General features: G+C 64.2%; 12 protein-coding genes. 8 read left to right on the forward strand and 4 right to left on the reverse strand.

Going from position 1 to position 15,013, the window contains the following annotated elements; genetic code table 11:
* Window positions 1–130 precede the first annotated feature (130 nt).
* Together ACQKRQ_RS06270 and ACQKRQ_RS06275 are read left to right on the forward strand one after the other, a co-directional pair.
* Window positions 131–310 carry a DUF2934 domain-containing protein gene (locus ACQKRQ_RS06270; RefSeq protein WP_427475754.1) on the forward strand — a complete coding sequence of 60 codons (180 nt, stop codon included), beginning with the start codon at window positions 131–133 and terminating at the stop codon, window positions 308–310.
* A 127-nt stretch (window positions 311–437) separates the two neighbouring features.
* Complete coding sequence (locus tag ACQKRQ_RS06275) at window positions 438–2,474, forward strand: AI-2E family transporter (RefSeq protein ID WP_427475756.1); 2,037 nt, start codon at window positions 438–440, stop codon at window positions 2,472–2,474.
* Between the two features lie 155 nt (window positions 2,475–2,629).
* On the opposite strand, the gene ACQKRQ_RS06280 is transcribed toward ACQKRQ_RS06275, so the two are convergent.
* Both ACQKRQ_RS06280 and ACQKRQ_RS06285 read right to left on the reverse strand, forming a co-directional pair.
* On the reverse strand, window positions 2,630–2,812 hold the full coding sequence (locus ACQKRQ_RS06280; protein ID WP_132377257.1) for a hypothetical protein: 183 nt from the start codon (window positions 2,810–2,812) through the stop codon (window positions 2,630–2,632).
* Between the two features lie 27 nt (window positions 2,813–2,839).
* Window positions 2,840–4,405: an FAD-dependent oxidoreductase gene (locus tag ACQKRQ_RS06285; RefSeq protein ID WP_427475758.1), complete on the reverse strand. Its 1,566-nt coding sequence runs from the start codon at window positions 4,403–4,405 to the stop codon at window positions 2,840–2,842.
* Window positions 4,406–4,680: 275 nt separating this feature from the next.
* On the opposite strand from ACQKRQ_RS06285, the gene ACQKRQ_RS06290 reads away from it, so the two are divergent.
* The 4 genes from ACQKRQ_RS06290 (at window position 4,681) to ACQKRQ_RS06305 (ending at window position 12,922) form a co-directional block, all read left to right on the forward strand.
* A complete protein-coding gene (locus ACQKRQ_RS06290) occupies window positions 4,681–6,849 on the forward strand; it encodes an ATP-binding protein (RefSeq protein ID WP_427475760.1) in 2,169 nt (722 codons plus the stop codon).
* A 142-nt stretch (window positions 6,850–6,991) separates the two neighbouring features.
* Window positions 6,992–7,282, forward strand: coding sequence for a hypothetical protein (locus ACQKRQ_RS06295; RefSeq protein WP_427475762.1), 291 nt, complete (start codon window positions 6,992–6,994; stop codon window positions 7,280–7,282).
* Window positions 7,283–7,533: 251 nt separating this feature from the next.
* A complete protein-coding gene (locus ACQKRQ_RS06300) occupies window positions 7,534–11,733 on the forward strand; it encodes a CheR family methyltransferase (protein ID WP_427475764.1) in 4,200 nt (1,399 codons plus the stop codon).
* Between the two features lie 166 nt (window positions 11,734–11,899).
* Window positions 11,900–12,922, forward strand: a complete 1,023-nt coding sequence (locus ACQKRQ_RS06305) for an alpha/beta hydrolase fold domain-containing protein (RefSeq protein ID WP_427475766.1) — start codon at window positions 11,900–11,902, stop codon at window positions 12,920–12,922.
* Between the two features lie 58 nt (window positions 12,923–12,980).
* On the opposite strand, the gene ACQKRQ_RS06310 is transcribed toward ACQKRQ_RS06305, so the two are convergent.
* Complete coding sequence (locus tag ACQKRQ_RS06310; protein ID WP_408180162.1) at window positions 12,981–13,400, reverse strand: secondary thiamine-phosphate synthase enzyme YjbQ; 420 nt, start codon at window positions 13,398–13,400, stop codon at window positions 12,981–12,983.
* Window positions 13,401–13,457: 57 nt separating this feature from the next.
* On the reverse strand, window positions 13,458–13,778 hold the full coding sequence (locus tag ACQKRQ_RS06315) for a thioredoxin family protein (protein ID WP_132377250.1): 321 nt from the start codon (window positions 13,776–13,778) through the stop codon (window positions 13,458–13,460).
* Window positions 13,779–14,031: 253 nt separating this feature from the next.
* Between ACQKRQ_RS06315 and ACQKRQ_RS06320 the strand changes: the two genes are divergently transcribed.
* Window positions 14,032–14,328, forward strand: a complete 297-nt coding sequence (locus ACQKRQ_RS06320; RefSeq protein ID WP_132377249.1) for a DUF2628 domain-containing protein — start codon at window positions 14,032–14,034, stop codon at window positions 14,326–14,328.
* A gap of 145 nt (window positions 14,329–14,473) precedes the next feature.
* Complete coding sequence (locus ACQKRQ_RS06325) at window positions 14,474–14,986, forward strand: hypothetical protein (RefSeq protein WP_132377248.1); 513 nt, start codon at window positions 14,474–14,476, stop codon at window positions 14,984–14,986.
* Window positions 14,987–15,013 lie beyond the last annotated feature (27 nt).

Genomic DNA, 15,013 nt, shown 5'->3' on the forward strand with positions numbered 1-15,013 from the left:
CCGTCGAGCTTGCGCTGCCGGGTATAGCGCTTGCTCGATTGCAAGGGACTGCGCGCCATGCCGCTCTTTTTGCGGCGGACGCGCAGCGCAGCCGACATCGGCCCCCGCCAGGTTTAACCGAGGTGATCAAATGGAACAGGAACAAACCTCTATAGAGGAACAGATCCGCATGCGCGCTTATTACCTGTGGGAGCAGGCAGACGATCCGAAAGGCACGCCTGACGAGTACTGGGACCAGGCACGCGCCGAGATAGAAAAGGAAGCACCGCCGGTAGAAAGTGGCCCGATCGCTGACGAGCCTTTGAAGTAAGTGCGCTATCGCAATGGGACTTCGACGACGGTCCGATAGTCCTATTGACCGGCATTGGCCAACAAGATTGTCACGCCTCACAAGATACAAGAACGGCAACCGAACGTAACCGGACAGATTCGCGCAAATGAAGGACATACCCCAACCGCGCGGCGTGAGGCCGGCCGCCCGCATTCAAGCGCCCGCCACGGCCTTCGGCCTGGACAGCCTGATCGCGCTTGCGGTGGGCGTCACGGTGGTCGCTTGCCTTTACTTTGCGAGCGCCGTGCTGATTCCGATTACGCTCGCCATCCTGCTCAGCTTTCTCGTCGCGCCGCTCGCCGATGCGCTGACGCGTTTGCGCCTCGGTCACGTGGCGTCCGTGTTCGCCGCGGTGGTGATCTCGGTGTCGGTGATCGGGATGCTCGGCGCGGTGATCGCCACGCAACTGACCGATCTCGCGGCCGGCATGCCACGCTATCAGGCGACCATCGAGCAGAAGATGGAAACGGCGCACAGCCTGACCATCGGCAAACTGAACCGGTTTGCCAGCGCGGCAGGTCAGGCGCTGCAACGCGCGACCGTCGAGCCGCCGCAACCCGCACCGCAGGCTGGCCCGGCGTCTCGCGGCAGCGCGCACACCACGGCCAGTGAACCCGCCGCCGTGCCCGTCGAAGTGCGCGAGCCGGTGCCGACGCCGTTCGAACTCGCGAGACGCGTGCTGTCGCCGGCTATCAGCCCGCTCGAAACGGCGTTTATCGTTTTCGTCGTGATGGTGGTGATCCTGCTGCAACGCGACGATCTGCGCGACCGCGCAATCCGTCTGTTCGGCTCGCGCGATCTGCACCGCACGACCACGGTGATGGATGAAGCCGCGCGCCGTCTAAGCCGTTACTTCGTGTCGCAACTCGGCCTGAATGCGGGCGTCGGCGTGGTGATCGGCACAGGGCTTTTTATGATCGGTGTGCCGAGTCCGATTCTATGGGGCATTCTCGCGGCGTTGCTGCGGCTCGTGCCTTACGTCGGCATCTGGATCTCGGCGACCTTGGCCACCGCGCTCGCCGCCGCCGTGAGTCCGGGGTGGGCGATGGCGATCTGGTCGCTGGCGCTATTCGCCACTGTGGAGTTGTTGGTGGGGCAGATCGTCGAGCCGCTGCTGTATGGGCGCAGCACGGGGCTCTCGCCGTTTTCCGTGGTGGTGGCGGCGATTTTCTGGAGCTGGATCTGGGGGCCGATTGGACTGATTCTGTCGACGCCGTTGACGCTTTGCCTGCTCGTGCTCGGCCGGCATGTGCGGCGCCTGGAATTTCTCGATGTGCTGCTGGGCGACCAGCCGGCGCTCACGCCCATCGAAAACTTCTACCAGCGTGCGTTGGCGGGCGACCCGGACGAGGCGATCGAGCAAGCCGAAGTGCTGCTGCGTGAGCGCTCATTGTCCGCGTACTACGATGAGGTTGCGATCAAGGGCTTGCAGCTCGCGGCCAACGACGTCGAGCGCGGCAGCGTCACGGCAACCCAGCTTGCACGCATCGAGGCGACGACGAACGACCTCGTGGACGGCCTCGACGGCTACGACGACTGCGAGCCGGTCACGTCCGCGGCGGAACAAAACTGGAGCGCGGCGGGACCGTTGGCACCTTCTTCAGCGTCCGGGACATCCGACGATGCACAAGCTCAACCCGCGAATACGCGGCTCGTTTCTCCAGGCAATTCGAAAGAAGAACGTGCAACAGACCCGTCGCCGCTCGCAGCCAGCAACCGTGTGCTGTGCATTCCCGGCCGCGGTCCACTCGACGCATTAGCGACAACGATCCTGTTGCAGTTGCTCGGCAAGCACGGCTTTACGTCACGCGCGTTGCCGCATGAGGCCGCATCGCGCGCGTCGATCGATCAACTCGACGCGGACGATGTCGGCATCGTCTGCATTCTTTACTTGCAGATCGACGGCATTCCGTCGCATCTGCGCTATTTAGTCAGGCGCATTCGCGCGCGATTGCCAAATGTGTCGATCGTCGTCGGACTGTGGGCGGCGGAGGATACGGAGAAGTGGAGCGCGGATCTGCAAAGCGCGATGGGTGCGGAATGTTACGCCACCTCATTGCAGGAAATCGTCGCTGCTTGCCGGCGTGTCGAGACGACCAGAACCCAGACCGAGGAAGAACTGCCGCTCGTGGTCAATAGCTAGCGTGCCACGAATCCCTGCACGTCACCCGCCTTGACACGTCATCAAAGCGAAGGTGATGAGGGTTGCGAGTGTCGGTCAGAGGGGTTGCAGTTGCAGAAGTGGAGAAAACCGCCCGTCGGCAGCGCGTCGGGCGGTTCACGTTCGGTTAGCAAGGCCTAATGCCTGGCCGGTTTCTTTGCGGCCGACTTGTCTTTCGAAGCGGCGTCCTTGTCGGGGACGATCTTCGTGGTGCCGCCGGTGGAAGGCGGATCGCTCGCGGGAAAGCTATCCTCGACCTGCTTGTCGATCTGCTTTTCGCTCTTGTTCGAGTGCGGGTGCTTTTCCTTGTGTTCTGTCATCGCGTTTCTCCTTCAGGTTACGGGTGTTCATTTCGTGGCGCACGATGCGCCGCCGACGATTGCCATTGCATCCGCGCGCGACACGCCGCCTCTCATCGCATCGATCAGGCGCGCGGTCTGCGCTTCGCGTTCGCAGGCGAGCACAGCGACCACCATGTCGTTCTTCATGTACAGCGAGACGAATTGCTGCTTATCGAGGTCGCCGTCGGTCACGATCTCGTCCCACTCGCTCGCATGGCCGAGATATTCGAAGTTCTTGCCGAAGTGATAGGTCCAGAAATAAGGCACACCGGCGTAGCGATGCCGCGCGCCGCACATGTTTTGCGCGGCAATGCGCGCATGCTGCTGCGCGACGCGCCAATGTTCGATGCGCAACGGTTCCTGATCTTCATGCAACGGAAACACGGCGATATCGCCCGCTGCATAGAGACCAGGCGCGGCTTGCATGCCCGCGTTGACGAGCACGCCGCCGTCTTTTTGCAGCGGCAGTCCTTCGATGAAACCGGTGGCCGGTGCGACGCCCGTGCCTAACAGCACGATGTCGGCGGCGATATGCTCGCCGTTTTCGAGCATCACCTGATGCACGTTGCCTTCTTCGCCTTCGAGGGACGTGACCTTTGCTTCGAGATGGAACTCCACGCCATTGCGCTCGTGAAGCGTGCGGAACATGGCGCCCGCGCGCTCACCGAACTGCCTCGCGAACGGCACTTTCTCCGGCGAAATCACGGTCACTTGCGTGCCACGTTTGCGCAGCGAGGAAGCCGTTTCGAGTCCGATGAAGCTGCTGCCGAGAATGACGACCTGGGTTTGACCGGCATCGTCGCCGATGGCGTCGACGAGCGCGGCGGCATCGTCGAGACTGCGCAGCACGTGCACGCCGCCGAGTTCCACACCGGGAATCGGTGGAAGCTTCGGCACGCTGCCCGTAGCAAGCAAGGCGGTGTCGTAAGTCAGTTCGCCGCCGCTTTCGAAATGAATCGTGCGGGCGGGCACATCGAGCCGCGCGACCTTGCCGGCAATCCGCTCGACATCGTGCCGCTCGAGCCAGTCCGGCGCGAGTAGCGGCGGCACATCGGCAGGCGCCATTTCACCAGACGGGACAAATTTACTCAGCGAAGTGCGGTCGTACGGCGCATGCGGCTCATCGCCCACGAGCGTGATACGGCCGCCAAAGTCACATTCGCGCAGCGTGGCGCAAGCGGCTGCGCCTGCCGCGCCCGCACCGATCACCACGTAATGCGGTTCTTTCGCGCTGGCATTGCGCGTCGGGTGGGGGAGTTTTTCCGGCGTGACCATCACGTCGTCGCCTGTCACGACCACGGGATAGCGGTCGAGCGCGACCAGCGCGGGCGGTTCGAGCACGTTGCCGGTGGCGACTTCGAACGTCCCTTTGTGCCACGGGCAGATGATCCGGCCGTGGCATAGCGCACCTTCTTCGAGTGGCGCGCCGGCGTGCGGGCAATCGGCGGAATAGGCGCGCACGGTATCGCCGTCGCGCACCAGCAGAATCTTTTCGTCGTTCACCACGACACGTTCAGCGCGGTCGGTTCGCAATTGCGAGAGCTGAGCGACGCATCGGGCAGTCGTGGGCATGGCCGGTTCCTCGCGGATGGTGGCATGAGCAATGGCAGCGCAGGCGGCGCGCGACGCGCATCAGCACGCCGCGCTGCAACACGCCTTTCAGGCCGCCGAACGCCAATTGTTCAGCAATCCATGTGCCCGAATGCGCGCGCCTGCGCGAGCGCTGTTTCGTCCCCCGTCACGCTTTGGAGAACGGCCGAAGTGCGGTAAATTCCGGAAAAGGAAATAGCGCACGAACATGCCCCGAGCATGTCGTGCCGAGGCGCCCTGACCTGAATTGACCTTTCATGGAGATCGTGACCGTGCAGCGTGCGGAACGTGCCGCAGTCGATTTCCCCATGCCGTCGCGCAATTTCGCGGCGACGCGGCGCATGCTGCTGATCGTCCTCGCCGTTTCGGTCGTCTTTCCTCTGATCTGCCTTGCGGGCTACGGCTACTTCGATTACCAGCGCCGGATCGCCGATTCGAACGACATGATCGACCGCCTCGCGCGCGTCGCCGAGGAACAGGCCGTCAAGGTGCTGGACCTGAACCAGCAGATGTCCTCGCGCATCGTGGAACTGCTCGGCAATGACGACGACGCGCAGATTCGCGCGCGCGAAGCGATGTTGCACGACCGTCTGCGCGGCATCGGCGGCGACTTTTCGCAGGTCGCGTCGATCTATCTGCTTGGCGCGAAGGGCGATCTGCTGGTGTCGAGCCGCACGTTTCCCGCGCCCGTCATGTCGATCGCGCAGCGCGAGGATTTCACGAGCGCGAGAGCGATGCGCCCGCATCCGTATTTTTCGCTGCCGATGTTCGGCCCACTCTCGCAGACCGATGTGTTCACCACCGCGACGGGCCGTTCGGGCGCCGACGGCCAGTTCCTCGGCGTGGTCACGGTGGCGCTGCGCAACGAGTACTTCTCGCGCTTCTATCGTGAACTGACCAACGGCGATTCGTCGCTGGCGCTGGGCCTGTACCGGCAGGACGGCAATTTGCTGGTGCGCTATCCGCCGTGGCCGGCGGGCGCGAAGCCCAGCCCGCGGAGCAAGTTCACTCAGGCGTTGCGCGACAAACAGCTGTCCGGCCACGTCCGTCTGAATTCCACGGTAGATGGTGTGGAGCGCCTGCTGGCGTTTCGCCGTGTCGGCGACTATCCGCTCTATGTGATGAGCGCCTACGCGACGTCGTCGATCGGCGAAGCATGGCGGCGGCACTTCATCACGATCGCGGCACTCACGGCCGTGCCCTGCATCGCCATCTGGCTGCTGGTGTTCTACTCGCTGCGCCAACTGGAAGGCGAGCGCCGCGCGTGGGAACGTTGGCAGGGCGAAGTGGCGATGCGTCTGTCAGCCGAAGCCTCGAGCCGGCAACTGCAGCGCATGGGCGCGCTCGGCAATCTCGTCGCCAACGTCGCGCACGATTTCAACAATCTGCTGATGGTGGTCGCCGCCAACACGGAGCTCGCGCGGCTCAAGCGCTTTAACAACGTGGAGAAGGAAGTGCTGGCGGTGGAGCGCGCCACCGCCACCGCCGAATCGCTCACGCGGCGCCTCCTGAGCGTGGCGCGCAAGCAGCCGCTCAAACAGCAGCCGCTCGATCTCGCCACGTGGATGCCCGGCGCCGCCCCGCTAATCGACGCCGCGCTCGGCGACAACGTCGAGCTGGCCTTGAACATGGTCGATAAGGTCTGGCAGGTGCTGGCCGATCCGACCGACCTCGAATTCGCGATCATGAACCTGGCCGTGAACGCGCGCGACGCGATGCCGCGTGGCGGACGCTTCGTGATTCGCTGCCAGAACAACCGGCTGGTCGGCAGCGATACCTTGCTGCCCGACGGCGAATACGTGCTGATCGCCTGTTCCGACGACGGCGAGGGTATGCCCGAGGCCGTCGCGCGGCGCGCCTTCGAGCCGCTCTTCACCACCAAGCTGCGCGGTTCGGGCACGGGCCTCGGCCTCGCGCAGGTGCTTTCCATGTGCGAACAGGCGGGTGGCACGGCGAAGATCGACAGCGTGCCGGGCAGCGGTACGACGGTCAGGTTGTATTTGCCGCGATATCGCGAACGCCAGAAGGCGTCCGTGGTGCAAGCCGAGACGGTGCAGGCGCCGGTGCCCGCGCCGAGCGGCGTCGTGCTGCTGGTGGAAGACAACGAAGATGTCGCGGCGGGCGTGGCGGCGGTGCTGGAGACCTTCGGCTGCGAGGTGCGCCATGAACCGACCGCCGACCGGGCGCTCGATGTGCTGACCGGCGGCGCGCGCTTCGAGCTCGTGCTGTCCGACATCCAGATGCCGGGCAAGCTCAACGGTATCGACCTCGCGGAGAAGGTGCGCAGCGCGTGGCCGTCACAGAAGATCGCCTTGATGACCGGCTATGCCGATGAACTCGAACGCGCGCGGCGGCTGGGCGTGGCGATACTCGCCAAGCCGTTCAACATCGACGAATTGCACGCTCTGGTGGCGTGTGAACCGTAAGGCTCGCCATTCGCGGCGCACGCCTTGCATGTTCGAAGTGTTTCATGACTCGCGGCACACCCCTTGCTGAGAGGAAGACGAGGTATGCGTATTTGGCTGAACCGGCCGGCGCAACCCACTTCTTTTCGCACAGGAGAAAGTCATGCACCTCAGAAACAAGACTCGCAGCGCAGTCCTCATCTCGGCCTTGCTCGCCGCTTCCTCAATTGCGATGGCGCAAGGCAGCGGGGGTGGCGGTCCGGCCGGCAATGACCCAAGTGGCGGCACCAATGCCGGCGCGACTCGTGAGGGTGGCGACATGCAGGCATCGGGCGCGATGGCGCATTCGAAGCCGACCAAGAAACATCACATGAAGTCGTCGAAGGCGAAGCCGGCTACCGACTCGACCAATATGCCGGGCGCGGACGCGAGCAGCGATACGAAGGGGCAGTAACGTAGAGAAGCACAGTGGGCAAAGCTGAACGAGGATTCCGGAGCGCTTGCTGCTGCGGGCGCCTCCGATCCCAACCGATGACACGAAACTCCCGCACCCAGCCTTGGCAGGCGCGCTGCGCACGGGCGCCGAAGCCGGGCTGGCTTTGCAATGCGGTGCAACACACGCGACAATATGAGTTGATACAGCACAGGCCCGTGCCAAGACGAGACGAGGTCGGCTGAGACGCAGCGCAGCGCACAAGGATGAGTATGGCTGGCAGTGAAGCAGGAGCGTCTCAAACGAACACGCAGAGCGTTGCGCAAACGAGCACGCAATCAGGCATACAGACGAACTCCGATACCGCGGGGAGCAGGGCGGCCGCTTCAGGCTCGCTGGACTTTCCTGTAGTCGGCATTGGCGCATCCGCGGGTGGCGTGCAGGCGCTGCTGCGTTTCTTCGAGAACGCGCCGGCCGATATCGGCATGGCGTTCGTGGTGGTGCTGCACCTGTCGCCCGACCATGCAAGCAGCGCCGACCAGGTGTTGCAGCACGCCACCCGCATGCCGGTGCGTCAGGTTCAGCGGCCGGTCCAGGTGGAAAAGAACCACGTCTATGTGATTTCGCCGTCACACGATCTCTCGCTCGACCACGGCCATCTCACGCCCGTTGAAGCCGATCGTCCGCGTGGCCGGCCGATCGCCATCGACCTGTTCTTTCGTAGCCTCGCCGACGCGCACCGCGAGCGGGCGATCGCCATCGTGCTCTCGGGCACGGGCGCGGACGGCGCGACCGGCATCGGGCGAATCAAGGAACAGGGCGGCGTGACGATTGCGCAGGACCCGGCCGACGCCGAGTACCCGGAAATGCCGCAGAACGCGATGGCCACCGGCATGGTCGACCTCACGTTGCCGGCGGCCGACATGCCGCGCAAACTCCGCGAGCTGGCCGAAAACGCGCGCGCCATCCGCCTGCCGTCCGCGGACGACGAGCCGGAAACGCTCGCCGTCAAGGAGCCCGATGCGGCTTCGATCGCCGAACGGGCCTTGCTCGGCGTGCTCGCCACCTTGCGCGCACGCACCGGCCACGATTTCCAGCACTACAAGCGCGCCACGATTTTGCGGCGTATCGAACGCCGTTTGCAGGTCAACGGCATTCCCGATCTGCAAGCCTACCAGGACTACGTTCTCACGCATCCCGACGAGACGCCGGCGCTGCTCAAGGACATGCTGATCGGCGTGACCAATTTCTTCCGCGACCGGGAGACCTTCGAAGTCGTCGAGCGCGAGATCGTGCCGAAGCTGTTCCAGAAGAAGTCCGCGGACGATCCGGTGCGCGCCTGGGTCGCCGGCTGCGCGACCGGCGAAGAAGCGTATTCGCTGGCCATGCTGCTCGCCGATCATCCGGAGCGGCATGAAGGCATTCAGGCGCAGCTGTTCGCGACCGACATCGACGAACGCGCGATTTCATTCGCGCGCGCGGGGCTGTATCCCGAATCGATCACCGCGGACGTGCCCACCCAACGGCTGCGCCAGTTCTTCACGGCCGAGCACGCACACTTTCGCGTCACCAAGGCGATCCGCGAAAAGGTGCTGTTCGCCGTGCATAACGTGCTGCGCGATCCGCCGTTTTCCCGCGTCGACCTGGTGTCGTGCCGCAATCTGTTGATCTATCTGGACCGCAGCGTACAAACCCAGGTGCTGCAGATGTTTCACTTCTCCCTGCAGCCCGGCGGCTATCTGCTGCTCGGCAGTTCGGAATCCGCCGAGGCCGCCGGCGATCTGTTCACGGCGGTCGACAAGAAAAACCGGATCTATCGCGCCAACGTCGTGGCCAGCACCGTTCGCCCGCCGATCAGCATGCCGGTCGTTGCACAAGGCGGCGCGGCCAGCATCGCCAACATCGGGCCCGCGGCGCCGCTACCGCAGTCGCTGCCGTTTTCGGCCTTGCATCACCGGATACTGGAGTCGTACGCACCGCCGAGCGTGGTGGTCGATACGGACGCGAACATCCTGCATATGTCCGAGCACGCGGGCCAGTTTCTGCGCTTCGTGCGGGGCGAGCCGTCGTACAACCTGATCATGCTGGTCCACCCGGATTTGCGTCTGCAACTGCGTGCGACCTTGTTTCAGGCCTTGCGCGGCAACCGCGAAGCGGCCACTCCGCCGATCGATTTCACGCCCGGCACGCAGGTGCGGATCGTCGTGCGCCCTTATCGGCGCACGGAAGATTCACCGGAATTCGCGTTGGTGCTGTTCGAGGAAGTTGCGGCCGACGCCGCCGCGCAACCGTCGAAGCAGCCCGCCGGTCCGGCGGCGCAGGATTCGCTGCTGGTGCATCTCGAGGATGAACTGCATCGCACGAAACAGGAGTTGCGCTCCACGGTCGAGCAGTCGGAGGCATCGACGGAAGAGCTGAAAGCGTCGAACGAGGAATTGCAGGCGATCAATGAAGAGTTGCGCGCGGCTACCGAAGAACTCGAGACCAGCAAGGAAGAACTACAGTCGCTGAACGAGGAGTTGTTCACCGTCAACGCGGAATTGCAGACCAAGATCGAGGAGACCGGCAAGGCCAAGGACGACTTGCAGAACGTGATCGCCTCGACCGGCATCGCCACGCTGTTCGTCGATCGCGAGATGCGGATCAAGCGGTATACGCCGGCTGCAACGGATCTGTTCAACGTGATTCCGTCCGACCTCGGCCGCCCGCTGCACGACATCACGCACCGGCTCCACTATCCGCAACTGAACGACGACACGCTCACCGTGTTCGAGTCGCTGCAACTGATCGAGCGCGAGATTCGCGGCACCGACGGGGGCTATTTCCTCACGCGCCTCTCGCCGTATCGCACCACGGACGATCACATCGACGGCGCGGTGTTGACCATCGTCGATATCACAGCGTTGCGGCGCGCGGAGCAGCTCGTGCGCGTCGGCGAGGAGCGCCTGCATCTCGCCGCGCAAAGCACCAACGACTTCGCGATCATCGTGCAGGACATGGATGGCCGCGTGGTGACGTGGAACAAGGGCGCGGAACGCATCTTCGGTTACAGCGAGAGCGAGATGGCGGGGCAGACGCTCGACCGTGTCTATCTGCCGGAAGATCGCGAAGCCGGCGAACCCGCGAACGAACGGCGGCGCGCGCAGACCGACGGTCGTTGCGAAGACGAACGCTGGTACATCCACAGAAACGGTACGCGGCTCTATTGCAGCGGCGTGATCACGCCGATGGCGTCGGACACCTTCAGCGGTTTCGCGAAGATCGTGCGCGATCTGACGCAGCGCAAAGGCACCGAGGCGCTCGAGCAGCGCAAGATTTCGTTGGAACGCTCGGTGCGGCAGAAAATGGAAGCGGCCAGCCGTCTGAAGGACGAATTCCTCGCGGTGCTCTCGCACGAATTGAAGAACCCGCTGAACCTTATTCATGTAAAAGCGGACATGCTGGACCGCGCGCCGTCCACCCAAGGCCTGCCGGTAGTGCGCGATGCGGCCGATGCGATCCGCCGTTCGGTGATCAGCCTCGCAAAGATCATCGACGACCTGCTCGACCTGTCGCGCGTGCGCACCGGCAAACTGGCGCTGGAGCGCTCGCGGGTGGATATCGCGGCGATCACGGCGTCGGTGGCGAGCGCGATCGAAGCCGATGCGCTGTCGCATCAGGTCGAGGTGAACGTGGAGGGTGCGGCCGAACCGTTTCTTATCGACGCCGACGCCGTGCGCTTCGAGCAGATTCTGTGGAACCTCGTCAGCAATGCGGTGAAATTCACGCCGCAGGGCGGAAGCGTGACGATCAGGCTCGCGCATGAGGACGGCTTCGCGTGTGTCGAGGTGCGCGACACCGGGCGCGGCATCGAACCGGCCTTCCTGCCGCACGTGTTCGATATGTTCAGCCAGGCCGAAGGCGCGCACCGGCGGCATAGCGGCGGTCTGGGCATCGGTCTCGCGCTCGTCAAGCAACTTGCCGAAATGCATGGCGGGCATGTGCAGGCGGAGTCCGCGGGTGCGGGCAAGGGTGCGCGTTTTCGCGTCTGGCTGCCCGCCGATAGCGCCGCAGTGCAAGCCGAACCCCGCGAAAGCCAGGGCGACGTCAGTCTGCTCAAGGGCATGCGGATTCTGCTGGTCGACGACGCGGTCGAAAGCCTGCAGGCGTTCCAGAGCCTGCTCGAAATGGAGGGCGCGCAAGTGTGGCCGCAAACCAATGGCGCGGGCGCGCTGGAGGTTGCCGCGCATCAACAGTTCGACCTGATCCTGTCGGATATCGGCATGCCGGGCATGGACGGCTATGAGCTGATCGCGGCGTTGCGCAAACTGCCGGCCACGGCGTCGGTGCCCGCGCTCGCGCTCACCGGCTTTGGCCGCCCGCAGGATGCCACGCGTGCGATTCGCGCGGGCTACGACGCGCATCTCGGCAAGCCGGTTTCGCTGCAGGCGCTGCTCGATAAGATTGCGCGCGCAACCACTCCGAACCGTTGAGGGTTCGATCTGATTTTTCGTCTTGGCGCGGGCTTTGAACAGCCCGCGCGACCTGCCGTCAACGGGTATAGCGCTTGCTGAAATTAAACGCATGCACGGTTGTCGAGCGCCAGTCCTGAAAGCCTCCGATGAGTCCGTGCCCTTCATTTTCTGCAGGAGCATGGACATGACACTCGGCGATACGATCAAAGGCATGGTCGGCATGGATCCAACGGGACATGCCGATCCCGACATGAAAGCGGTACTCGACGCGCTCAAGAGTCTGGACCCGAAGCCCATCGAAGATTGCACGGTGGAGGAGGCGAGGCACCAGCCCACGCCCGCCGACGCCGTCAAAAAACTGATGCAGAACCCCGCGTTCAGCGCGCGGCCTGCGCTGGAACTGGAGGCGGTGCGCACCCAAGACATCATGATTCCAGGCGCGGCCGGCAGCAATCCCGCGCGGGTCTACACGCCGCAAGGCGAGGGACCATTCCCGCTGATTCTGTATTTTCACGGCGGCGGCTGGGTGATCGCCGACCTCGATACCTACGATGCCACGCCGCGTTCCATGGCCGCCCAGAGCCGGGCGATCGTGGTGTCCGCGCACTACCGGCAGGCGCCGGAGCACCGGCTGCCGGCCGCTCACGACGACGCGTTCGCCGCATGGGGCTGGCTGATCGGGAATGCAATGAGCGTCGGCGGCGACCCGGACAAGATCGCGATCATGGGCGAGAGCGCCGGCGCCAATCTGGCGATCAATGTATCGATCCGCGCGCGCAACACGGGCATCCGCATGCCGATGCATCAGGCGCTCATCTATCCGGTGGCGAGCAACAACATCGTGTCGATCTCTTATGAAGAGAATCGCAATGCCAAGCCCTTGAACAAGCCGATGATGCTGTGGTTCATACATAACGTGATCAACAGTGAGAGCGATCTCACCAGTCCGTTGATCGACGTGGTGAGCGCGGATCTGTCACGCTTGCCGCCGGCTGTGATAGTGACTGCGGGCATCGATCCGCTGCGCTCGGATGGTGAGAAGCTCGCGCAGAAACTGCACAGCGCGGGCGTGCCCGTCGAGCATCGCAATTATCGGGGCGCGACGCACGAGTTCTTCGGCATGGCAGCGGTGGTGCAGGCGGCGCGCGACGCGCAGGCCTTCGTGTCGCTCGCGCAGCGCCAGGCGTTCGGCGGGGCGCCGCTTTGAAGCGGTGAGCGGTCCGTTTGGTTCTCTATCGAACTTTCGAGTGCAATGGAGCGCGCCGTCATTCGCCGATCAGATGCAGCACGATGTCCCGATGCTGCGTGTGACGGCGATGTTCGAACAGATACAACCCTTGCCAGGTGCCGAGCACCATCTGCCCATGTTCGACCGGCACCGATAATTGCACTTGCGTGAGCGCGGTGCGCAAATGGGCCGGCATGTCGTCCGGGCCTTCGGCGTCGTGTTCGTAACGCTCGGCGTCTTCGGGCGCGAGGCTCGCGAAGTAGCGCTCCAGGTCGCGCTGTACCGAAGGGTCGGCGTTTTCCTGAATCAGCAATGAAGCCGACGTATGGCGGCAAAACAGCGTCAGCAGCCCTGTGTCGATGCCCTGCGCGGCGACGAAGCGGCGCGCTTCGTCAGTGAATTCGACGAGGCCGCGGCTGCGGGCCTTCACGCTGAGGTGGTGGATGGCTTGTCGCATGCTAGTTGTCGGGTGGAGATGGCGCGGCGCATGAGGCGCAGCGTGCGCCGCTAGACCTCAGAGCGACGTCAGCACGTCCGCGATTTCCGCGGCGTTGGCCGGGCGGACCACGCGTGCGACTTCCGTGCCGTCGCGCATCAGGATCAGCGTGGGCCAGAGCTTGACCTTGAACGAGCGGCCGAGCGGCCGCCCCGGGCCGTCTTCGATCTTCAGATGCCTGAGGCCGTCGTGCGGTTCGAGGGCTTGCGCAATCGACGCCTGCGCGCCCTGGCAGTAGCCGCACCAGTCCGTGCCGAATTCGACGAGGGTGGCGCCCGCCAGGGCGTCGAGTTGGGCTCGCGAGGGGGCTTTGGAAGAATAGGCTGTCTGGGTTGCCATGCTTGCTCCGGAGCGGTTTAACCTGTGCAGGCAGGGGCTTGGGCCGCCGTGGCGCCCCTGCGGGTGGAATTGCCAAGAGTAGCAGCTATCCCCGGGATCGTCAGTGAGCCTGGCTTCCGCCGATGCGCGGCCCGGCACGGCGCGCGGCGGCGTAAATTTCACGCGAACTCATATTCTTGCCGCCATGGCGTGTTAAACATTCGTCCGGTGCTGCCGGCAGGCGGCGAATCATCGAAGGCAGGAAGGGAAAGAAATGGGCGAAAGGATTTATCTGCGCTACCCCGGCAAGGAAGAAACCGTCGCGGTGGCTACCGGTTTCAGTTGGGGTGCGTGTCTGCTGGGCTTCGTCTGGGCCTTGTCGAAGAAGATGTGGTTTGCTGCTTTCGTCATGCTGGCGATCAACTTGCTGCTCTTCTGCTCGGGTCTATGGGGCGAAACCGCCGACCTGATCGGACTCGTGCTGTCGGTGCTGTTCGGTATCGCTTGCGGTATGTATGGCAATCAGTGGCACCGCTGGACGCTCGAAAAACGCGGTTACGTCGTGCAGTAACGCGCGCTGCAAAGGCGCGGTCGGGAGTTGCATAGCGGGAGCGGATATTGCTAGCTTCACGCCGCACGTGCATGCACCGAAGCGAAACAAAGACAACGAAGCGCGCGCCGTCGAACCGATTCCCAACGCGTCATGGAGGCATCCCATGCCAAATGCAGTTGCTTCACGCCGTTCCGCCGTGTTGTTCAACCTGCTGCGCCGCAACCTGGCCGGCGCCGCGCTGGCCGTGTCGCTCGGCGTCGCGCCGCTTGCGCATGGCGCCGAACCGAGCGCCGCGCCGGGCGCGGGCATGGCTGGCGCCTCCGGTGCTTCGAGCGCCACGGCACCGCCAACGGCCGCCGCATCCGCGCCCGACGACACCTTTCTGCTCACCATCTTCCTGCGGCACGACGAGTCCAAGCCGCTGCCGAAGATCAACGACCAGTTGCGCGCACAAGGATTCTTCAAGACCTTTCCGCCGCCCGGCATCGAAGTGGTGTCGTGGTACGTGATGATGGGCATCGGCCAGGTGGTCACGCTGCGCGTGCCGGCGAGCCGCCTGCGCGAGGTGAACCGGGCGATCGAAACCACCGCGTGGGGCGGCTATCGCACCGAGTTTTATCCGACCTACGACTACAAGGCGCAAGCGCAGCAGATGCGCGCGGCGGACGGCAAGTAGCGTGCTCCACGCCGTCGGTGGCGCGGC

This window comes from Paraburkholderia sp. NPDC080076 (genome assembly GCF_050281145.1).
Lineage (GTDB): Bacteria > Pseudomonadota > Gammaproteobacteria > Burkholderiales > Burkholderiaceae > Paraburkholderia.